Here is a 23,074-nt window from a genome sequence, read left to right on the forward strand (position 1 = left end):
TAATATGAAAAAAATAATATATTCAGCACTTGTGCTCGCTACCCTTAGTATGACAAGTTGTTCAGACTTCTTGGATGAACATACTCCACAGGCAACACTAAGTGATGAGCAAGTAAAGGAGGCTAATCATGTTGATGAACTCGTAACATCAGCTTATGCCATATTTATTTCAGCAGAAGATATCAATTCTTCGTTTTCAATGTGGAATTATGATGTCCGCAGTGATGATGCCTATAAAGGCGGTAACGGAACAAGTGATGGAGATGTGTTCCATCAACTTGAAATAGAACAAGGAGTCTTGACCACAAACTGGAATATCAGCGATATGTGGCAAAGATTATACAATTGTATATCACGTGTCAATACGGCAATAGCTCTTCTTGAACAAGTCAATAGTACTGTCTACCCTCGAAAGGATGAACGTTTGGCTGAGATGAAGTTCCTGCGTGCATATGGACACTTTTTGTTAAAGCGTTTGTATAAGAATATACCTTTTGTTGTAGACCCTAATCTTAAGTCAGAGCAATATAACATGCTTTCTAATCGTGAATATACGAATGATCAAGGTTGGCAAGTTATTATTGATGACTTGATGGAATCTTACAATAACCTTCCTGTTCATCAAGCAGACAAGGGACGACCAACAAAAGCATCAGCTGCAGCTTTCCTTACGAAGGTATATATGTATAAGGCTTATCATCAAGATAATGAGAACACGAATGAAGTTACAAGTATATCAAAAGACGATCTTTTGAAAGCTGTTCAGTTTAGTGATCCATCTATTTATGCTGCTGGAGGCTATGGCTTAGAGAGTGATTTCCATAATAACTTTAGGCCAGAACCACAATTTGAGAATGGGAAGGAAAGTCTTTGGGCAATGCAATATTCTATCAATGATGGAACTAAGAATGGTAATCTCAATTGGAGTTATGGACTAATTGTACCAAATATTCCTGGTGTGACTGACGGAGGATGTGATTTTTATAAACCAAGTCAAAACCTTGTTAATGCTTATCGTACAGATGCCAATGGACATCCATATATAGGTACATTTAACAATCAAGACTATAATAAAGCAACAGATTATGCAGACCCACGCTTATTCCTTACCATTGGTATTCCTGGTTTACCTTATGAATTTAATTCAAAGTTCATGATGGATAGGACTGCTACATGGAGTAGAAGTAATGGATTGTATGGCTATTATGTAACTTTAAAGCAGAATGTAGACCCAGAAAGTCCTTATCTGAAGAAAGGGGCATGGTGGGGTACATCAGAGAATCGTATTGTCTTCCGTTATGCAGATGTCCTACTTGAACGTGCTGAGGCTTTGGTAGAGTTAAATGATGGACGTATTAACGAAGCAATCAATATCATCAATCAAATCCGTAATCGTGCTAAACAGAGTACAAGTACTATCAGCAATTATCAGAGCGATTATGGTGTGAGATTGAATGTTATGCCATATACTGGAACCTACAGTCAGGTAGAGGCGCTTGATATTGTTAAAATGGAGCGTCGTATAGAGATGGGTATGGAATCTGAAAGATTCTTTGACCTTGTAAGATGGGGAGAGGCAGAACGCGTACTCAACAAGTATTATGCAGAAGAAGCTAATGACTGCTCTATCTATAGTAGTGCTCACTTCACTAAAAATAAGAATGAGTACTTGCCTATTCCATATGCACAAATAGCTGCTTCAAACGGACATTACAAACAAAATATTGGTCAGTGGTAAAGTATGAAAACAAATATAACAACACTATTCATAGCGCTTATTGCTTTCTTTGCATTAGGTAGCTGCAGCAACGAAAGTAATATTTCTGATTTGCAATTAAACGGATTATGCTCTGTTGATTCTATCGTATTGGATAATTATAAGGGTGTCGTAGATCAGGCTTCACGTACAATCACTGTGCGTGTCCCTGAGACTTACGATGTCACAAATATGACTGTTAGCACACTTAAGGTAAGTGCTGGCGCCATCTGTAATTTCAAAGAGGGTGACAAACTTAATATGCTTACGGCTCAGGTGCTCAGTGTTAAGAATGGTGACGTCTTCCTTGATTGGACTATCAATGTGTTGAGAGATGAGGCAAAGATAACTTCTTTTAAGATTAATGGAACATATAATGGTGTTATTGATGAAGCGAATAAGACTATTTCTGTCTATGTGCCAAATACACTTGACCTCCATTCTCTAATCCCTACAATAGGTTTGAGTACAAATGCGACGGTTAGTCCATCTAATGGTATTGCAACAGACTTTTCTATTCCTGTTACATTCACTGTCACTAATAATACTGCTTCTGCAATCTATACAGTAAAAGTAACAGCTATTGGTAAGCCTACTGCAGTCTTTGTTAGCTTGCCTGCTTCGATGAATGAACTCAATTCTGAGGAATTAACTGCTTGTAAGTGGATGCTTCAGAATATTCCAAATTCATTATATGCATCATTTGCTGATATTAAGAATGGCACAGTAGATCTTAGCGAGTGTAAAGTGATATGGTGGCATTATCATAAGGATGGAGGAGTAGATGGAAAAGAAGCTTTCGAAAGAAGTGCGCCTGAGGCTGTCAATGCAGCAGTTGCTTTAAGAGACTATTATAATAATGGTGGTTCTTTCCTCTTCACTCGATATGCAACAAACATGCCAGCTGAGATTGGTGCAGTAGCAAACAATGCTGCTCCAAATAATTGTTGGGGGCAGAACGAAGCTGATGCTGAGAAAGTAAGTGGTCCTTGGAACTTCTTTATTCAAGGGCATACGAGTCATCCTCTTTTCCAAAATCTTATAATGAAGAGTGGTGAGCCTAACGCTATTTATACTTGTGATGCAAATTACCGTATCACCAATTCAACTGCTCAATGGCATATTGGTACTGATTGGGGTGGATATGATAACTTAAATAAATGGCGTACAGAGACTGGAGCACAAGATTTGGCCTATGGTGGTGATGGTGCTGTCGTTGCATGGGAATTCCCTGCAACTGGAACAAAGGGCAAGATTCTCTGTATTGGCTCTGGATGTTATGACTGGTACAGTGTAGATGATGTCCCAGCCTTTTACCACAATAACATTGCCAAGATGACACAGAACGCATTCAACTATCTAATGAATCATTAAATAAAGTATAATTGATATGAGAACTATGATATATTCTCTCGCTCTCATCGCATCTTTATCAGTCTCACTAACGAGCTGTAGCGATGATAAGACCATTGTTGAGGAAAAAGATTGGAATACAACAACTTATTTCAAGTCTACAGATGAAATGGGGCAAGCTACCTTTTATAAGCCAACTGTTGGATTTGTTGGAGACCCAATGCCTTTCTTTGATCCTAAAACAAAGAATTTTAAAGTTATGTATTTACAGGACTTTCGTCCAAATCAGGCAGGTACTTATCATCCTATCTGGGCTGTAGAAACATCAGATGGAGCCAACTACCAATCACTTGGAGAGTTGATTCATTGTGGTGGTATCAATGAACAGGATGCAGCACTGGGTACAGGTTCTAGCGTTTATAATGATGCTGATGGGTTGTATTATACCTTCTATACAGGTCATAGATATCAAACATCTTCTACCAATAATGGTGAGATGGTGATGATGGCAACATCATCCGACTTCAAAACATGGACTAAGAATCGTGTTTTCCGCTTGAAAGGTGATGATTACGGATATAGTAAAGATGATTTCCGTGATCCCTTTGTCTTCAAGGGCGATGATAATAAATGGCATATGCTTGTCTCAACTCTGAAAGGAAGTAAAGGTCATTTGGCTGAGTTTACATCAGATGATCTTAAGACGTGGACCCATGCCGGAACGTTCATGACCATGATGTGGGACCGATTCTATGAATGTCCTGATGTGTTCAAGATGGGTGATTGGTGGTATCTTGTTTATAGTGAAAAGCATTCAGCTATCCGTCGTGTGCAGTATTTCAAAGGTAAGACTCTTAATGAACTGAAGGCTTGTACACAGAATGATGCTGGTTTATGGCCTGATGGACATGAGGGATTCTTAGATAGTCGTGGCTTCTATGCAGGTAAAACTGCGAGTGATGGTCAGAATCGCTATATTTGGGGATGGTGTCCAACACGTCCAGGTAAGGATAATGCTGCTGTTGGTGCTGCTCCTAATGAACCTGAGTGGGCTGGCAACCTTGTTGTTCACCGTCTCATACAACATGCCGATGGTACTCTTACCTTAGGAGAAGTAAAAGGGATTAGCGATAAATACGGCAAAAAACAAGAAGTAAAGGTTATGGCAAAGAGTGATAATGGTGTTGAGAATGTAACTGATGGCTATAAGCTTTCTGGTGATTCTTACCTACTTTTCAATCGCCTTGGCTATCACAATAAAATTTCCTTCACTATAACAACTTCTAATAACTGGGATAAGTTTGGTGTTTCATTCGTACGTGGCACAGATTCTGAGAAGTATTATTCTTTGGTGGTAAACCCTGAAAATGAACAGACACGTAAGATTAACTTCGAAGAGGAAGGTTCAGAGGGGCGTGGTTTCATAAATGGTATTGATGGTTACAACTTTACACGTCCTTCAGACAATACCTACCATGTGACCATCTACACAGATAATAGTATAACGGTAATGTATATCAACGACATATGTTGCTACACTAACCGTGTTTATGGAATACAAAAGAACTGTTGGAGCATTAATAATTATGGAGGCAACATTACCATCAGTAATCTTGCTGTAAGTCAGTATTAAGACTATAATTAATTTCATCAACAAAGATAGAATTAATAGGATTGAAAAATCGTTTGTTCTGTGAGAAATTGCCTTTCATTGCAAAAATATCATTGAATGAACGATTTTTCTTACGAACTTATCAATAAAATGTCTATCTTTGTCTAACAGAAACTTAAAATGTAAATATACAACCTACAATGAAAAGAAAGATTAATTTATTGGCTTTTTGCCTTCTCTTAACTTCTACGTTTATGTATGCACAATCATTCTTAAGTTCAAATCACGTAATAAAACGTGTGAAGTCAACCGATAAGTATATTCTTCTTCCTGTAGAGGAGGAAGAAGGTTATGCACATATTCTCGTTATCAAAGATAATCAAGTTGTAAAAGAATTCAATTGTAAACTTGCTATTAACAAGACTGATTATAATGTTCCACTTGATATCAGTGAGTATGGTGGTGATGTGTTGCTTGATATCCAGTTCTCAGGAGATAAGCGCAGTATCGGTTTAATCAATAATTTCGTTTGCTGGAAAGATATAAAAGCAACAAATGTGTTTGATTCCAAGAATCGTGAGAAGTTCCGTCCAATCTACCACCATACCCCAGCTTATGGTTGGATGAACGATCCTAATGGTATGTTCTACAAAGATGGTATATGGCATTTATACTATCAGTATAACCCTTATGGTTCGCAGTGGGAGAATATGACGTGGGCACATAGCACCTCTACAGACCTCATGCACTGGAAAAATCAAGGAGAAGCTATACAGCCAGATGCACTTGGTACTATTTTCAGTGGTAATAGTGTCGTTGATAAAGAAAATACCGCAGGGTTTGGAAAGGATGCTGTTGTTGCTTTTTACACCTCCGCAGGAGCTGCGCAAACACAAAGTATTGCATATAGTACGGATAATGGTGAAACCTTTAAGAAGTATGCTAACAACCCAATTCTTACAAGTGATGTACCTGACTTCCGTGATCCTAATGTTTTTTGGAATGAAGAAGTGAAGCAATGGAATCTTATTCTTGCAGCTGGACAGCAGATGAATATATATAGCTCAAAGAACTTGAAAGATTGGAAGTTTGAGAGCTCTTTTGGAGAGGGGTATGGTAATCATGGAGGTGTTTGGGAATGTCCTGACTTGTTGAAGATGGGTGATAAGTGGGTACTTATCTGTAATATTAACCCTGGAGGTCCCTTTGGTGGTAGTGCAACTCAATACTTTGTAGGCTCATTTGATGGTCATAAATTCACTTGCGAATCAAAACCTGAGGTGACAAAGTGGATGGATTATGGAAAAGATCACTATGCAACTGTTTCGTTTAGTAATTCCCCTGATGGTAGAATTGTCGTTCTCCCTTGGATGAGTAACTGGCAGTATGCAAATCAAGTTCCTACACAGCAGTTCCGTTCAGCCAATGGTTTGCCAAGAGACTTGGGGCTTTATAGTTACAATGGGGAAGATTATGTTAGCGTAAAGGCATCACCAGAAGTCTTTGCTGCCTTTGAGAAGAAACCGTCTGGACGCCTCCAATCTGCTGCTTATATAGAAGTGACCAATATTAAGAGTAATGCTTCTATAGTGTTAAGTAATGACAAGGAAGAACGAGTTACAATGGTTTATGATGGAAAGAATGCTACTTTCAGTATGGATCGTACAGAGAGTGGTGTTACTGATTTCCATAGTGACTTTAAGGCTAAGACGGTAGCTCCAACTAATGGTGTTATTAAATCAATGCAAATATTTATAGACCGTTGTAGTATTGAAGCTTTTGATACTGAAGGTAAAGTAGCAATGACTAACCTCGTTTTTCCGTCAAAGCCTTATGATAAGATAATAGTAAAGGGATGCAAAGTAAAGATTTATGAATTGAAGGATCAAAAGTAATAAAAGAAAAAATACTAATTCTGTCTATTAATTATATGTAATCTTGTTAGAGATATATTTGTTGATATTAATGAACGGAATTTCAAGGTTTCTTTCTTCGTAAAAAAGTAACTTTGCAAGTATAATTAAAATAATAGAACTACACAAACTAAAAATTTAAAGATTATGTCGAAAACCAATAAACTCGCACTACTGCCCGTAATGCTTTGCTTCTTTGCGATGGGGTTCGTTGATTTGGTGGGTATTGCCTCCAATTATGTAAAGAACGATTTGCAACTGTCGGATTCAACTGCAAATGTTTTTCCGTCCCTTGTTTTCTTTTGGTTCCTTATCTTTTCCGTACCAACTGGTATGTTGATGAATAAGATAGGACGCAAGAAAACGGTTCTTATTAGTCTTATTGTTACCTTGTTCTCCCTGCTTTTACCGATATTCGGTGAGTCCTACGGTTTGATGCTTGTTTCATTCTCATTGCTTGGAATAGGCAATGCTTTGATGCAAACATCGTTAAATCCATTGGTTTCAACGGTGATGAAAGGTGGAAATTTAGCTTCAACACTTACTTTCGGACAGTTTGTTAAGGCTATAGCATCCTTTATGGCACCTTATCTTGCTATATGGGGAGCGCAGGCAAGCATTCCTGCCTTTGGTCTTGGATGGCGTGTTCTTTTCCCAATTTATTTGATTATAGGCACACTTGCTACGCTATTACTCTTCTCAACGCCTATAGAAGAAGAACCTATTGAAGGCAAAGCAAGCTCTTTTGCAGAATGTTTCAGCCTATTGGGTAAACCTATTGTGTTGCTTAGTTTCCTTGGTATTATGTGTCACGTTGGTATTGATGTTGGTACAAACACAACGGCCCCAAAGATTTTGATGGAGCGTTTAGGTATGTCATTGAATGATGCAGCTTTTGCAACTTCCCTCTATTTTATCTTCCGTACTATCGGATGTCTGACCGGTTCCTTTTTCCTTCGTGTAATGAATAATAAGTTGTTCTTCATTATCTCTGTTGTGATGATGGCACTCTCTATGTGCGGCTTGGCTGTAGGAACATCAAAGACAGTGCTCTTTGTTGCGATAGCACTTGTGGGTTATGGTAACAGTAATATCTTCTCAATGGTCTTCGCACGTGCTTTGCAGAGTGTTCCAAACAAGCAGAATGAGGTGAGCGGACTGATGATTATGGGTCTTTTCGGTGGTACCATCTTTCCACTCTTGATGGGTTTTGCCAGCGATGGATTCGGTCAGGTGGGTGCTGTTGTCGTAATGGCAGTGGGTGTACTCTACCTCTTTTCTTATATTCCAAAGATGAACAATAAATAATACAGATATGAAACAGTTAATCGTTGGCCTCGGAGAGGCGTTGTGGGATTGTCTTCCAGAAGGACGAAAGCTTGGTGGCGCACCTGCTAACTTCGCTTATCATACAGGACAGTTTGGGCATGATTCGTTGGCTATTAGTGCTGTCGGAAATGATGCTTTGGGTAAGGAAACACTCGATGAATTTGATAAAAAAGGCGTAAAGTACTTGATGCCAGAAGTGGATTATCAGACAGGAACGGTGCTGGTAGAGCTTGATGATGAGGGTATTCCTACCTATGATATCAAAGAGGGAGTAGCTTGGGATAATATACCATTTACTACGGAGATAGAAGAAGCTGCCAAGAACTGCCGTGCGGTATGCTTTGGCTCACTTGCACAGCGTAGTAGTGTAAGTCGTCAGACGATACAGACATTCCTCGAAGCAACGCCTAAGGACTGTCTGAAGATATTTGATATCAACCTTCGTCAGAACTTCTATACAAAGGAGATTATTACCTCTTCGCTGCAGCATGCTAATATTCTCAAGATTAATGATGAGGAACTTGTAACTATCGGTCGTCTTTTTGGTTATCCAGGTCTTGATATTGAAAATAAGTGTTGGCTGATATTAGGAAAGTATAACCTTGATATGCTTGTGTTGACCTGCGGTGTCAATGGTTCGTATGTTTTTGCACCAAACCTCAAGTCGTTCCAAGAAACACCGAAGGTTGAGGTTGCTGATACTGTAGGTGCAGGTGATTCCTTTACAGGTGCTTTCACTTCAGCCATCCTTGCGGGTATGCCTATCACTGATGCTCATAAGTTAGCAGTAGAGGTTAGTGCCTATGTCTGCACACAGAATGGTGCTATGCCAAAGCTTCCTAAGGAGTTATTAGATAAAATAAAGTAAATTATTTCTTTCCTTTATACGTGATATTGTTTCCGTGTGGGATAATTTATGCTCATCGTATTTAGTTCAATAGGCAAGGGATAATTGGTATTTAGACAAACTACATGGTCCGAATTGATTGAGTAAAGTGTGACTTTTCTCGATTAATTCGGACTTTTTAGTGTGTCAGTCTAGGAGTTCTTAATATGTAATTTATGACCTCCTTTTTCATTCAATGCCCCTCTCATCGAATTACTTTCATGAAAATAAATCTTTTTTTTCATGAAGATAAATATTTCTTTTCACGTAAATAATTATTTTTTTTCATGAAAGTAATTCGCAAAGGGGGATGAATTGATACTTAATTTATATCTAAATCTCTATCCTTCATTAAACGATAATGATATAGATAAGCCTTGTTAACTTTATGGTTTGGTGATATGTCTTATATTCTTGTAGGCATTTTATTAGCTTTTGTACCTTGGTATATCTCGGGCATAACTTACTCTGCCTACGTTGCAAAAAAGAAATAACCAGCTTAATGACATAACAAAAGATTGTTCTTAAATGAACCGATAGCGTTTAAATAGAGCGCAAAAATTTATTAAAAGTTTACTCAAAAGTGAAAAATCTAACTGTTAAGACCTACCTTTGTAAAGTTTTCTATTATGAGTAAATACAATTCTGGAGAGTGTTAAAGTCTTTTTCTAATAGATTACAAGGACTCATTATGGTAAAGAACGAGCTATTCAGACAGTGTCTTGCAGCAGTACCTGCAGAACAAAAAGCCCAATTTGAACTTTCTTTTGGGATTGCAGAACGTATCCATGAAGTGTTATCTAAGAAAGGATTAATACAAAAGGACCTTGCAAAACAACTACATAAACGTGAGTCAGAAATATCTAAATGGCTTACGGGGAGGCATAACTTTACAATGCAAACTATCGCTAAGATAGAAACTGCATTAGATTGTCAGTTGATTAAAATAGCACAATAAAGAAGGTACAGGAATTCTGCTAAGGTTGAGCTTCTGTATCTCTTAGCCTAAAATAATGAAAACCTAAAACCTATAAATATGATTTCAAATTTTGTAAAAACGCTTTTACCACTCACAGCTTTTGGTTGTGTACAAGGGAATGCTGCGACTCCTAAGAAACAACAAAAGCCTAACATTATATACATCATGTGTGATGATATGGGGTATGGCGACCTTGGCTGTTACGGACAACAGTACATCCTTACACCGAATATCGACCGAATGGCAAAGGAAGGTATGCGTTTTACACAAGCGTATGCAGGTGCTCCGGTGAGTGCTCCATCGCGTGCCTGCTTTATGACAGGACAGCATTCTGGACATACGGAAGTACGAGGAAACAAGGAATATTGGGCACCAAGTAAACCTATCTATTACGGAAAAAATCGCGATTTCAGCGTTGTTGGTCAGCATCCTTACGATCCAGAGCATGTTATTTTGCCTGAGATAATGAAAGAACAGGGCTATCGCACGGGTATGTTTGGTAAGTGGGCTGGAGGTTACGAAGGTTCTAAGTCAACACCAGATAAGCGAGGTGTCGATGAATTCTATGGATATATCTGTCAGTTCCAAGCACATCTTTATTATCCAAACTTCCTCAATGAATATAGCAGGGAGTGTGGAGACAGTGCAGTTAAACGTGTTGTGATGCAGAATAATATCGATTATCCGATGTTTGGTGAGCAGTATGCACAACGTAAAGACTACTCAGCCGACCTCATACATCAGCACGCTTTGAGTTGGCTGAAACGACAAAGTAAAGACAAACCATTCTTTGGTATCTTCACTTATACGCTTCCACATGCTGAGTTAGCACAACCAGAGGATTCACTAGTTGCATTCTATAAAAAGAAGTTCTTTGTAGATAAGACTTGGGGAGGGCAGGAAGCGTCGCGCTATAATGCTGTTGAACACACACATGCACAGTTTGCTGCAATGATAACACGCTTGGATACGTATGTAGGGGAAATCCTCCATGCGTTAGACGAACAAGGACTTGCGGAGAATACACTTGTCATCTTCACCAGTGATAATGGTCCTCATGAGGAGGGTGGCGCCGACCCAACGTTCTTCAACCGTGATGGAAAACTACGAGGGCTTAAACGTCAGTGTTACGAAGGTGGAATCCGTATTCCATTCATCGCACGCTGGAAGGGAAATATAAAGGAAAATGTGACGAATGATCTGCCCTTTGCTTTCTACGACCTAATGCCAACATTCTGTGATGTGGCTGGTGTGCGTAACTTCCCGAAACAATTCGTCAATAAGAAGAAGACTGTCGATTACTTCGATGGAATCTCTATTTTTCCAACCCTAATGAGCGATGAAAAGGCACAAAAGAAGCATCCGTACCTTTATTGGGAATTTGCTGAAACCAATCAGATAGCTGTACGCATGGGGGATTGGAAGTTGGTGGTTATTCGTGGTGTCCCACATCTGTATAATCTTGCGACCGACCTCCATGAAGACAGAGATGTGGCACAGGAGCACCCCAATGTCGTTGACCAAATGGTGAACATTATCTATCAGGAGCATGTTGATAACCCGTTGTTCCCAATAACAATGCCGATGAAAAGGGGAAAATAAGGTGTTGGGTGTTGGATGTTGGGTGATAAGGGTATACAAAAAGGGATGCACGGTCTGTGCATCCCTAAATTATATTGTGAAAAAGAATATTCTTAAAACGTCTTGTTGATACAAGTTTTACTATTGTAAGCGTAAGCTTGGAACGTTTGAAGGAGTTGTCTGATGAGCGTTTAGAAACTCTTCAACCAAGCCTTCAGGTCCATCATCATTTCCTCGTGGTAACGGAAGCCAATCTTGCTACCCCAACCATGACCACCACCAGGATAAACATGGAGAGAACCACGGACGTCATTGCGGTAAAGCTCGGTGTAGAAGTTCACACCATTTGCTGGTGGAACAGTGTCGTCATCATCGCTGAGTGCAATGAACGTACGAGGTGTAACACGGCTCACGTTCATGTCAGCACTATACTTTTTCTCGTCGCGCTTGCTAGGGTTCTTACCAAGGAAGTTTAGACGACTTCTGTCGTGTCCGTAACCTTCCATCATTGAGATAACTGGATAGAAGAGAATCAAGAAGTTCGGTTTTGCCTCACCTTGGCTTCTTGTGGCAATTGTTGCTGCAAGATGACCACCAGCAGAGAAGCCCATGATACCGACATCGTTACGGTTAATCTTCCAGCTTGTTGCATTCAGGCGTACGAGTTTCATCGCTTGTTCAGCATCTGAAACAGGGACTTCAGGTTGACCGTGTGGCATACGATACTTCAGGACGATGGCTGCAATACCCTGATTTTGAAAGAATTCTCCCCAGTCATAACCCTCTTTTTCCATTGAAAGTGTTTCGTATGCGCCACCAGGACATATCACTACTGCACGCCCAGTAGCTTGTTTCTCCATTGGAAGGAAGACACGAACCTTAGCCGTGTCGCTCTCATCACCATTGTTATAGGGAGGACGACCATTATAGAGTTTTACGTCAAAAGAACTCTGGGCAGACATCGTTATAGCAGCTGAAGCCAATCCTATTACGAGAAAAAGTTTTCTTAATTTCATTCTATTCGTTATTTTTTGTTTGCTCATTTATCCTCTTCTTTTCAGTTATATTTAGCTGATCTTTATGAACAGAATAATATCAGTTACTGCCATCGAGAAGAGAAATAAATCGTAAGTTTTTAAATGTGCAGTTGCAAAGTTAACAAAAATATACGGTTTCAATGGTAGATGTTTAGAGTTTTTATTATATTTGCAGACAGAAATGACAAAAGGTTTGCTGTATAAACGATTTTTAATAATTTCGTGTTAGCGTTAACAACTTCCTTTCTGGTGCCGTTTTCTGGTATCATCAATATGCAAGAATCAATATACAATCAAAAGATGCACGTATTAGATAAATTTCGCTATTGTCCCGTCTGTGGGAGTAAGCACTTTGTTGAACAGAATGAAAAAAGTAAACGTTGTGCGAGTTGTGGCTTCGAGTATTTCTTAAATCCGAGTTCGGCTGTCGCTGCATTTATTCTGAATGAGCAGGGTGAACTGCTTGTAACCCGTAGAAAACTCGACCCAGGACGAGGAACATTGGACCTCCCTGGTGGATTCTGTGATATTGACGAGACAATCGGAGAAGCGTTGATGCGTGAGGTGAAGGAGGAAACTAATCTTGTTATAAAGGAAAAACGCTACTTCTGTTCTCTTCCGAATAAGTATCGATATAGTGGTTTTGATATCCCAACATTAGATGCCTTCTTTGTCTGCAGGGTAGAAGATGAGACAATACTCAAGGCTGCCGATGATGTCGCTGAGGCCTTTTGGCTACCATTATCGGAAGTGCATACCGAGCAGTTTGGACTCCGTTCAATCCGTCAAGCACTATATGATTTTCTACAAATAGAGTTGAAAAACTTAAAAAAGTAGAAAATTTGTCTATTATATAAGGTGTAAGCAAAAAGTTTAAGTACTTTTGCGCCCTTGGAAAAAAGTACAAGATTGATTATGCAAGAAAACTTGGTAATAGTAGAGAGCCCGGCAAAGGCTAAGACCATTGAGAAGTTCCTCGGTAAAGATTATAAGGTGATGTCATCTTATGGACATATCCGTGACTTGAAGAAAAAGGAACTTAGCATTGACCTTGATACGTTAACTCCTGATTACGTCATTCCTGAGGAGAAGAAAAAAGTAGTCAGTGAACTGAAGAAAAGTGCGAAAGCAGCCAAGAAAGTTTGGTTGGCATCCGATGAGGACCGCGAAGGAGAGGCTATCAGCTGGCACCTTTGTGAGGTGTTGGGATTGGACGAAGATAAAACCAATCGCATTGTTTTTCATGAGATTACCAAACCAGCAATATTGAAAGCCATCGAGTCACCACGTCGTTTGGATATGAATCTTGTCAATGCACAGCAAGCGCGTCGTGTACTTGACCGATTGGTAGGCTTTCGCCTTTCACCCGTATTATGGCGCAAGGTGAAACCTGCTTTGAGTGCAGGACGTGTACAGAGTGTTGCCGTTAGGTTGATTGTTGAGCGTGAACGCGAGATACAAAACTTTAATACGGAACCTTACTATCGTCTGAACGCTGTCTTTGCTGTAACCAATGAGGATGGCTCGCAGAATGAAGTTAAGGCTGAGTTGAGCAAACGTTTTAAGACACATGAAGAGGCGTTGGAGTTCCTTGAACTATGTAAAAACGCTAAGTTTAAGGTTTCATCGATTGCTAAGAAACCTTTGAAGCGTATGCCAGCTCCTCCATTTACGACTTCAACACTTCAGCAGGAAGCGGCTAGAAAGCTTGGCTTTACAGTAAGTCAGACAATGATGGTTGCTCAGCGTTTGTATGAGGCAGGTCGTATCACCTACATGCGTACCGATAGTGTGAATCTCTCTTCATTGGCTATCAATACTTGTAAGCAAGAGATTGAACGACTCTATGGAGAGAATTACGGAAAGGTAAGAAAATATCAGACACATAGTAAGGGCGCCCAAGAAGCACACGAGGCTATTCGTCCTACGTATATCGACCAGGTTTCTATTGAAGGAACAAGTCAGGAGAAGCGTCTGTATGACCTTATCTGGAAGCGTACTATTGCTTCGCAGATGGCTGACGCACAGATAGAAAAGACTACTGTAAACATATCTCTTGAAAGTGAAGAAGGCAAGAACGCTACAGATTTGCAGTTTGTTGCAAATGGCGAGGTAATTGCTTTTGAAGGTTTCTTGAAGGTTTATCACGAGTCAACAGATGACGACGAAAACGCTGAAGAATTCTCACATGCACTGCCAGTAATGCACGAAGGTGAAGAGCTGGAACGTCGTGAGATTATCTCAACAGAGCGTTACTCACAAGGTCCTAACCGTTACACGGAGGCAAGTCTTGTGCGTAAACTCGAAGAACTCGGTATTGGTCGTCCATCAACATACGCCCCAACAATCTCTACCATTCAGCAGCGTGAGTACGTACAGAAAGGCGATCGCAAAGGAGAGGAACGTAAATATGTCGTTGATTCACTGCTTGGATTGAAGATTACATCTAAGACCAAGAAGGAAATGGCTGGTGCTGATAAGGGTAAGCTTATCCCAACAGACATTGGTATCGTGGTAAACGACTTCTTGATGATAAGCTTCCCAGACATCATGGACTATAACTTCACAGCAAAGGTGGAGCAGGAGTTCGATAAGATTGCAGAAGGAAAAGCTGAATGGAACAAAGAGATGAAGACTTTCTATCAGGATTTTGAACCTGAAGTAGAGAAGGTGATGAATGCTCGTTCAGAACATAAGGCTGGTGAACGCGAGTTGGGTATTGACCCTAAGTCTGGCAAACCAGTATTTGTAAAGATTGGTCGTTTTGGGCCAGTGGTACAGATTGGTAGTGCTGACGATGAGGACAAGCCACGCTTCTCTCAGCTTCCTTCTGATAAGAGTATGGAAACGATTACCCTTGATGAGGCTTTGGAGTTGTTTAAGTTGCCACGTAACCTTGGACAGTTTGAAGGTACAGATGTCGTGATTGGTGCAGGACGTTTTGGTCCTTACGTACTCCACGATAAGAAGTACACATCACTACCAAAGGAGGAAGATCCACTCACGATTAGTCTTGATGCAGCAATCAACCTCATTCAGAAGAAGCGTTTGCAAGATGCACAGCGTCACTTGAAGACCTTCAGTGAAGATGCTAAGATGGAGGTGATGAATGGTCGTTATGGTCCTTATATTGCTTATGATGGTAAGAACTATCGTATGCCTAAGGCACTTCATGAGAAGGCAGCAGAGCTTACTTACGAACAGTGTATGGATATCGTAAAGAATGCACCAGAGCCAAAGCGTAAAAAGTAAATGAAGATAAGCTCCACGGATAAGGTGATGGGAAATATCTAGCACGGCAAATGATAACGACAGACGGATGGATGATTAATAAATCGTGAGTATGACAGAATATTCAGATGAATACAAACCGCTTCGTATCATTCTTGTTGGTTATATGGGAGCCGGGAAGACGACAGTGGGGCGCGCTTTGTCGAAGGCGTTGAACATTCCGTTCTACGATTTAGATTGGTATATTGAGAGCAGAATGCGCAAGACGGTGAAGCAAATCTTCGATGAAAAGGGAGAAAATGGCTTCCGCTTAATAGAGCAGTCGATGCTTCACGAGGTGGCTGAATTTGAAAATGTTATTATCTCTTGTGGTGGTGGTACACCGTGTTTCTTTGATAATATGGAGTATATGAATGGCCAAGCGGAGACGGTTTATCTGAAAGCTGAGACCGACGTTCTTTACAAGCATCTGCTGATGGGTAAGTCTATACGCCCCTTATTGCTCAACAAAACACCTGACGAGGTAAACCTATTTATCCGCAAGCAATTGGAGCATCGTGAACCATTCTATGCGAAGGCTAAGCACGTTCTTGACGTTAGTCTTATGGATAGTTACGACAAGATACAGATCTCTGTAACGCATCTCCTTGAGTTATTAAAGCTGGAGGCGTCAGAAAGTCAGAAGTTAAATAGCTGAAATTCAATAGTCGGAATTCAGACTTTCAAAACAATTTATTGATTAATTCTAGATTATATATAGGGACAGAAGAATAGAAATGAAAAAGTGGACGATTGAAGATTCTCAAGAATTGTACAATATCTCAGGATGGGGGACATCTTACTTTGGTATTAACAATAAGGGTGATGTGTTTGTAACACCTTGTAAAGACAATACGGAGGTTGACCTGCGTGATGTTATGGACGAACTTGCTCTGCGCGATGTGACACCTCCAGTGTTGCTCCGTTTCCCAGATATCCTCGATAATCGTATTGAGAAAACATCCTCTTGCTTTGAGAAAGCAAAGAAGGAGTATGATTTTAAAGCAGAGAACTTCATCATCTATCCTATTAAGGTAAATCAGATGCAACCAGTCGTTGAGGAGATTATTTCTCATGGACGTAAGTTTAACTTAGGTCTGGAAGCTGGTTCAAAACCTGAATTACACGCTGTGATAGCTGTACAATGCCAGAGTGATTCGCTCATCATTTGTAATGGTTATAAGGATCAGAGTTATATAGAATTGGCTTTGTTAGCACAGAAGATGGGTAAGCGTATCTTCATTGTCGTAGAGAAACTTAACGAAATAGAACTCATCGCACGGGCTGCAAAGAAGTTGAATGTTAAACCAAGCCTTGGTATTCGCATTAAACTTGCCTCTAGTGGTTCTGGTAAATGGGCTGATAGTGGTGGCGATGCTTCTAAGTTTGGTCTTACTTCTTCTGAACTCCTGCAGGCTTTAGAGACTCTTGATAATAAGGGTTTGCATGATTGCTTGCGTCTCATCCACTTCCATATTGGTTCACAGATTACGAAGATTCGTCGTATTCAGACAGCCCTCAACGAGGCAGCACAGTATTATGTTAACCTAAGAAAGATGGGATATAATGTTGACTTTGTTGATTGTGGTGGTGGCTTAGGTGTTGACTATGATGGCACACGCTCTGCCAGCAGTGAAAGTTCAGTGAATTATAGTATTCAAGAATATGTCAACGATTGTGTTTATACCTTTGTTGATGCTGCCAACAAGAATGATATCCCACATCCAAACATCATTACTGAGAGCGGAAGAAGTCTTGCTGCTCATCACTCTGTCCTTGTAATTGATGTGCTTGAAACGGCCTCTTTGCCTGAAATGTCTGAAGATTTTGAGGCAAAAGATACTGATCACCAGTTGGTTAAAGACCTCTATGATATATGGGATAACCTTGATTCTCGCAATATGTTAGAGGATTGGCACGACGCAGAACAGATTCGTGAGGAGGCTTTAGAGTTGTTCTCTCATGGTATGGTTGACCTGAAGACGCGAGCCGAGATTGAGGCAATGTACTGGAGTGTATGCCATGAAATTAATAATCTGGCAAAGAATATGAAGCATGTGCCAGATGAATTGCGTAATCTGGATAAGCTCCTAGCAGATAAATACTTCTGTAACTTCTCACTCTTCCAGTCACTTCCAGACAGCTGGGCGATTGATCAACTCTTCCCAGTAATGCCACTGCAGCGACTCAATGAACGTCCATCACGTAATGCAACCTTGCAGGATATTACTTGTGATAGCGATGGTAAGATATCAAACTTTGTTGCAATGGGACGTAGCAGTCATGTTCTGCCAATCCATGCATTGAAGAAGAATGAGCCTTATTACCTCGGAGTATTCCTTGTTGGCGCTTATCAGGAAATTTTAGGTGACATGCATAATCTCTTTGGAGATACCAATGCAGTGCATATTTCAGTGAAGGATGGACGCTATCATATTGATCAGATCTTTGATGGTGAGACGGTAGAAGAAGTTTTGGAGTACGTTCAGTATAATCCTAAGAAACTCGTTCGCCAGCTTGAAATATGGGTGACAAAGAGTGTTAAGCAGGGAAAGATTTCTCTAGAAGAGGGTAAAGAATTCCTCAGTAACTATCGTAGCGGCCTCTATGGTTACACCTATTTGGAGTAAACGGTAACGTATTTGGGAAAGAGGATTCGTCAGAAAGGCTCTAAGTCCATATATCATTGACAAGCTATAGAGACGCACTGTCTGAGCATCGACATTAAATGTAACGTATAGGATGCACATGCTGTGCGTCCCTACGTTTATTTTAATACATTAGTTCATATGTTCTTTTAGATTAGTATTTTTGCTCTGTGATTGCTCTTGTTCTTGCTTGTAAAAGAGTACCCTAGTCGAATTTCTATTCATAGAATAATGTTTCCTTTTCATGAATAACAATGTCCCTCATTAAGTAAGATGTTCCCTTTCATTATGAAGAAAAATCATGATAAAAGGCTCATTAATAGGAGAATAAGTCCAGTTGAATTGCTGTTTTAAGCTACTTTATTAGAATAGTTAGTGTGTTAACGAAGATTAAATATGTAGTTTTTTAGTCCATCCCTGTAACTTTCCCCCATAGATAAACGTCATTAAAACAGAGAGAAGATGAAGAAAGTCAGTTTCCGTAACGATGTGTTGCCGATGAAGAATGAACTCTTTCGGCTTGCACTCCGTATCACGCTCAATAGAGCTGAGGCTGAGGACATCGTTCAGGATACGCTGATAAAGGTTTGGAACCGTCGATATGAATGGGAAGACATTGATTCTATCGAAGCATTCAGTCTCACTATATGTCGAAACCTATCGCTAGACCGCATCAAGAAGAAAGAGAATAACAATGACTCTTTAGAAGATGTTAAAGTCGCAGAACCTTTCTCTTCATCTAATCCTCAAGATCGAATGATTCAAGCGGATAAGATAAATCTCGTAAAACAGATTGTAGATGCCCTCCCAGAGAAACAACGAAGCTGTATGCAGCTGAGAGATTTTGAAGGTAAATCTTACAAAGAGATCGCAGAAGTCCTTGAAATCAGTGAAGAGCAAGTGAAGGTTAACATCTTTAGAGCTCGACAAACGGTCAAACAAAAATATTTGAAATTAGACAATTATGGATTATAAGTATATCGATCAACTTTTAGAACGTTACTGGCGTGGCAAGACTTCTCTTCAAGAAGAGGAAATCTTGCGTATGTTCTTCTCACAGGAGGACATTCCAGCTGCGTTGCTACCTTATCGTGACCTGTTTGTCTATGAGCAGAACGAAAAGGAGATGGAAAAGTTGGGTGATGACTTTGATCAAAGAATCCTTGGAATGATACAAGAAGACGAGCCTGTCAAGGCACGCGTGATAACAATGCGTCATCGTCTTATGCCACTCTTTAAGGCTGCTGCCGTAGTGGCAATTCTCCTTACCTTAGGTAATGCAATGCAGGCTGCTTTCTCTGATGGTGATGTACGTCAGGTGACCTCAAGCGCTGCAGCTGTTGAGCATTCTAGGAAGGGCCTATCTGTTGCAAAGGCTGACTCAGTAGTCAGTGATACCTTGCAACATAAGATGGAGTTACCTGTGTCAACCATTACAAAATAAGACAATTTCTATGCTTTCTCTATAAAATAATCATTTTAAGTAAAACAAAACGAGGCTGTGAAGTCTCAATTCTCTCAAATTTTTCATAACATACTAACGTAGAAGAGCCGATACTCCTTGTGAGTGTCGGCTCTTCTTATGATCAGACGCTCTGTTTTAATCCATACCCCTTAATTCATAACTCATAATTAGGCTCTGTAGGAAAAGGTGAAGAAATAGACACATAACAGGTTAACGATAAAAAGCACTTTCAAACTCTTGAATAACAAGTATTCCAAAATAAGAAAGAAATTATCGCATAAAACACGAGATTAGTTTTGTTTTAAGTTACTGTCATTTTTAACAGTTTAAGCATATTGTTGAAACTTAATGAGTTAAGCACCTATTATAAATGACAGAAGTGAGAGGAACTTAGATTTATGAGTTGTCAGGTAAAACAAAAATAACGGCTCTATAACGAATCGTGTGGGTAATTCGTCATAGAGCATAAAATATTGTTGAAAGGTATAGCCTCCAACTATACACAATTCCAGATTGACCTTAGTTTTAATACGCTTAACTCACATTAAATCCCTACCCATCCATATACGGCAATGGTGTTAACCCTTCGCACATGTGGTGCATACCATCCGCACCATTAGTGCTAAGCACCAGCACCACATGTGCTGAGCACCCGCACCAAATCGATGGAATATCAATACACAACCCACACGATTCGTTATAGAGCCATCAAAGAATTTCCCCCAATTAACTCAAGTTGCCAAGCAAAAATAAACGCCGAGACTCTCAACGAGCTTCGGCGTTATTAGTATGTTTAACTAAGAAATCTTTTTATAATGAAAGGGAACCTCACGGCCACCTTTGTCATCCTAGATCAATCGTTAAACTTTTACCTTAATAAAATAACTAAAAACCTAAATCTATTACTACTAACCTAAACAATCTATTAACCTTTTGACGATGCAAAGGTAGATGTTTTTCAAATCTTGTACAATATTTCAAAACTCTTTTGTTGTAAATTAGCCCTTTTCTTGACGCATATCAAGTCTTTGTGTGCGCAAACAATCAATATTTGGTTACTTTTCTTGGCTTTTTATCAGTTTTCTTGTAACTTTGCTTCAAATGATATATCAATGAGAATACTGATTGTAAATACCAGTGAGAAAACAGGTGGGGCTGCCGTTGCAGCTAACCGGCTCAAAGATGCTCTGAATAACAACGGAGTAAAAGCAAAGATGTTGGTACGTGATAAGTTGACTGACGACATTACTGTGGTTAGCCTTGGTCACGAATGGAGAAATCAGTGGAATCTATTATGGGAGCGTTTCTGTGTCTTCTGGAACCTTCATTTCTCTCGTAAGCATCTCTTTGAGATTGATATCGCCAATGCCGGAGCAGATATTACGAAGTTACGTGAATTCAAAGAAGCTGATATTATTCATCTCTCTTGGATTAATCAAGGTATGCTATCGTTGAATAGTATCAAGAAAATTTTGAGTTCTGGCAAACCCGTTGTTTGGACAATGCATGACCTTTGGCCAGCATCAGGTATCTGTCATTATGCCCACGGCTGTCATCGTTATGAAAATGGCTGTGGTAATTGTCCGCTTTTACCAGGTAGAGGAAGTAGAAATGACTTATCAGCAAAGGTCTGGAAGCGCAAGAAAGCTACCTATTGTTGCGGTAATATGTGGTTTGTAACTTGTAGTCAATGGCTCGCACGACAGGCAAAGCGCAGTGGCATCTTGCGTGATTTTAGTGTATCAAGTATTCCTAATCCTATAGACACACACGTATTTCAACCACAGGATAAGCAAGAGGCGCGAAAGAGATTACACCTTCCGCAGGACAAACGCATCGTACTCTTTGTCTCTCAGCGTGTGACAGATCAGCGTAAGGGCATGGATTATTTTGTTGAAGCTATCGAAAAGATGGTCGTTGAACATCCTGAGATGAAGGAGAATACGGGTATCGCTATCCTTGGCGGTCATGCTGAAGAACTTGAAGGGAAACTCGCTTTACGAGTTTATCCAATCGGTTATGTGACCGATCAACAACAAATCCGTGATGTTTATAATGCCGCTGATGTCTTTGTGCTTCCATCGCTTGAAGACAACCTTCCTAACACGATTATGGAGGCTATGGCATGCGGAGTGCCCTGCGTAGGCTTTAAGGTGGGTGGAATACCAGAGATGATCGATCACATTAAGAATGGTTATGTTGCTACAGAACGTGATGCAAATGACCTTGCAAAAGGCATCCATTGGGTACTTGATGAGGCCGATTATGCAAGCCTTTCAGAAGCCGCTGTGGGGAAAGTCTTACGCAGTTATTCACAGCGTAGTGTTGCAATGCAATATCTTGAAATATATAATGAGGCACTTGCCTATAAGAACTTTCGATTATGATCACATTTTCAGTAGTCACTATAACCTATAATGCAGCTGCTGTTCTGCAGCCGACACTCGATAGTGTGCTCATGCAGGACTATCCTCATGTGGAGCATATCATTATTGATGGAGCTTCAACTGACGATACGTTAGAGATAGCGAAAGCCTATCAGAAACAGTCTGATGAGACGGATAACGAACATGTTGTACGTATTCAAAGCGAACCAGATGATGGTCTTTATGACGCCATGAATAAAGGCTTACAGCAAGCAACAGGCGATTACATCGTCTTTTTGAATGCTGGCGACCGCTTCCCTGCACATGATACATTGGAGAAAGTCGTACTAGCTGCAGTCGTTGGGGATGGAGAGGAGTTGCCAGCCGTCCTTTTTGGTGATACTGACATCATTGATGAGAAGGGCAACTTTCTTTATCATCGTCGGCTCAGTCCGTCAGAAAGACTCACTTGGCGTTCTTTCCGTTATGGTATGTTAGTTTGTCATCAGTCTTTTTATGCTCGTTTAGATATAGCGCGTTCGCTACTTTATGATACCTCCTATCGTTATTCAGCAGATGTCGATTGGTGTATTCGTGTGATGAAGGAGGGTGAACGTCAGCAGCTTCTCTTACGCAATGTTCATGCAGTAGTTGCTAATTATGTGCAGGAGGGGCAGACAACACTTCACCATAAGGAGTCGCTTCGTGAGCGTTTCGATATCATGCGTAAACATTATGGCTTGCTTCAGACGCTGTTGCTTCATTCATGGTTTGCCGTTCGGAGTCTTATTAAATAAGTCAGGTCCTTTCGTTTAAATGCCCTTAATACGTCCTATTGATTGTTAAGGGCTGCAATTTTTGCCTTGTTTAATCGTTAGT

17 protein-coding genes are annotated in these 23,074 nt (G+C 40.2%); 16 read left to right on the forward strand and 1 reads right to left on the reverse strand.

Annotated elements, in window-relative coordinates:
• Positions 1 to 4 precede the first annotated feature (4 nt).
• The 8 genes from J4856_RS05895 to J4856_RS05930 all read left to right on the forward strand — a co-directional run bounded on the left by J4856_RS05895 (position 5) and on the right by J4856_RS05930 (position 11,430).
• A complete protein-coding gene (locus J4856_RS05895; protein WP_025837090.1) occupies positions 5 to 1,738 on the forward strand; it encodes a RagB/SusD family nutrient uptake outer membrane protein in 1,734 nt (577 codons plus the stop codon).
• A gap of 3 nt (positions 1,739 to 1,741) precedes the next feature.
• On the forward strand, positions 1,742 to 3,130 hold the full coding sequence (locus tag J4856_RS05900) for a DUF4960 domain-containing protein (protein WP_025837089.1): 1,389 nt from the start codon (positions 1,742 to 1,744) through the stop codon (positions 3,128 to 3,130).
• Positions 3,131 to 3,146: 16 nt separating this feature from the next.
• Positions 3,147 to 4,742: a glycoside hydrolase family 32 protein gene (locus J4856_RS05905; RefSeq protein WP_025837087.1), complete on the forward strand. Its 1,596-nt coding sequence runs from the start codon at positions 3,147 to 3,149 to the stop codon at positions 4,740 to 4,742.
• A 179-nt stretch (positions 4,743 to 4,921) separates the two neighbouring features.
• Positions 4,922 to 6,616, forward strand: a complete 1,695-nt coding sequence (locus J4856_RS05910; RefSeq protein ID WP_025837085.1) for a glycoside hydrolase family 32 protein — start codon at positions 4,922 to 4,924, stop codon at positions 6,614 to 6,616.
• 165 nt (positions 6,617 to 6,781) lie between these two features.
• Complete coding sequence (locus J4856_RS05915; RefSeq protein ID WP_025837082.1) at positions 6,782 to 7,942, forward strand: MFS transporter; 1,161 nt, start codon at positions 6,782 to 6,784, stop codon at positions 7,940 to 7,942.
• A 7-nt stretch (positions 7,943 to 7,949) separates the two neighbouring features.
• Positions 7,950 to 8,831 (forward strand): carbohydrate kinase family protein, encoded by an 882-nt coding sequence (locus J4856_RS05920; protein WP_025837080.1) that lies wholly within the window; start codon positions 7,950 to 7,952, stop codon positions 8,829 to 8,831.
• Between the two features lie 709 nt (positions 8,832 to 9,540).
• Positions 9,541 to 9,807 carry a helix-turn-helix domain-containing protein gene (locus J4856_RS05925; RefSeq protein ID WP_025837077.1) on the forward strand — a complete coding sequence of 89 codons (267 nt, stop codon included), beginning with the start codon at positions 9,541 to 9,543 and terminating at the stop codon, positions 9,805 to 9,807.
• A gap of 78 nt (positions 9,808 to 9,885) precedes the next feature.
• Positions 9,886 to 11,430, forward strand: a complete 1,545-nt coding sequence (locus J4856_RS05930) for an arylsulfatase (RefSeq protein WP_065367641.1) — start codon at positions 9,886 to 9,888, stop codon at positions 11,428 to 11,430.
• 170 nt (positions 11,431 to 11,600) lie between these two features.
• On the opposite strand, the gene J4856_RS05935 is transcribed toward J4856_RS05930, so the two are convergent.
• On the reverse strand, positions 11,601 to 12,425 hold the full coding sequence (locus J4856_RS05935) for an alpha/beta hydrolase (RefSeq protein WP_065367640.1): 825 nt from the start codon (positions 12,423 to 12,425) through the stop codon (positions 11,601 to 11,603).
• Between the two features lie 321 nt (positions 12,426 to 12,746).
• Here J4856_RS05935 and J4856_RS05940 point away from each other — a divergent pair, with 321 nt between their 5' ends.
• From J4856_RS05940 to J4856_RS05975, 8 genes are all read left to right on the forward strand, one after another.
• The gene (locus J4856_RS05940; RefSeq protein ID WP_065367639.1) at positions 12,747 to 13,283 is read left to right on the forward strand and encodes an NUDIX domain-containing protein; all 537 of its coding nucleotides are present in this window, start codon (positions 12,747 to 12,749) and stop codon (positions 13,281 to 13,283) included.
• Positions 13,284 to 13,361: 78 nt separating this feature from the next.
• Positions 13,362 to 15,698: a type I DNA topoisomerase gene (gene topA, locus J4856_RS05945; RefSeq protein ID WP_025837075.1), complete on the forward strand. Its 2,337-nt coding sequence runs from the start codon at positions 13,362 to 13,364 to the stop codon at positions 15,696 to 15,698.
• Between the two features lie 91 nt (positions 15,699 to 15,789).
• Positions 15,790 to 16,374, forward strand: coding sequence for a shikimate kinase (locus J4856_RS05950; protein ID WP_025837073.1), 585 nt, complete (start codon positions 15,790 to 15,792; stop codon positions 16,372 to 16,374).
• Between the two features lie 79 nt (positions 16,375 to 16,453).
• Complete coding sequence (speA, locus tag J4856_RS05955; protein WP_025837070.1) at positions 16,454 to 18,346, forward strand: biosynthetic arginine decarboxylase; 1,893 nt, start codon at positions 16,454 to 16,456, stop codon at positions 18,344 to 18,346.
• Positions 18,347 to 18,826: 480 nt separating this feature from the next.
• On the forward strand, positions 18,827 to 19,339 hold the full coding sequence (locus J4856_RS05960; RefSeq protein ID WP_025837068.1) for an RNA polymerase sigma factor: 513 nt from the start codon (positions 18,827 to 18,829) through the stop codon (positions 19,337 to 19,339).
• Positions 19,329 to 19,808 (forward strand): hypothetical protein, encoded by a 480-nt coding sequence (locus J4856_RS05965; protein WP_025837066.1) that lies wholly within the window; start codon positions 19,329 to 19,331, stop codon positions 19,806 to 19,808. Before J4856_RS05960 ends, J4856_RS05965 begins: the two co-directional genes overlap by 11 nt.
• A 1,133-nt stretch (positions 19,809 to 20,941) precedes the next feature.
• A complete protein-coding gene (locus J4856_RS05970) occupies positions 20,942 to 22,216 on the forward strand; it encodes a glycosyltransferase family 4 protein (RefSeq protein WP_025837064.1) in 1,275 nt (424 codons plus the stop codon).
• Positions 22,213 to 22,992, forward strand: a complete 780-nt coding sequence (locus tag J4856_RS05975; RefSeq protein WP_025837061.1) for a glycosyltransferase family 2 protein — start codon at positions 22,213 to 22,215, stop codon at positions 22,990 to 22,992. The genes J4856_RS05970 and J4856_RS05975 overlap by 4 nt, the downstream gene beginning before the upstream one ends.
• The last annotated feature ends 82 nt before the right edge of the window (positions 22,993 to 23,074 follow it).

The organism is Prevotella scopos JCM 17725, from assembly GCF_018127785.1.
Taxonomy (GTDB): domain Bacteria; phylum Bacteroidota; class Bacteroidia; order Bacteroidales; family Bacteroidaceae; genus Prevotella; species Prevotella scopos.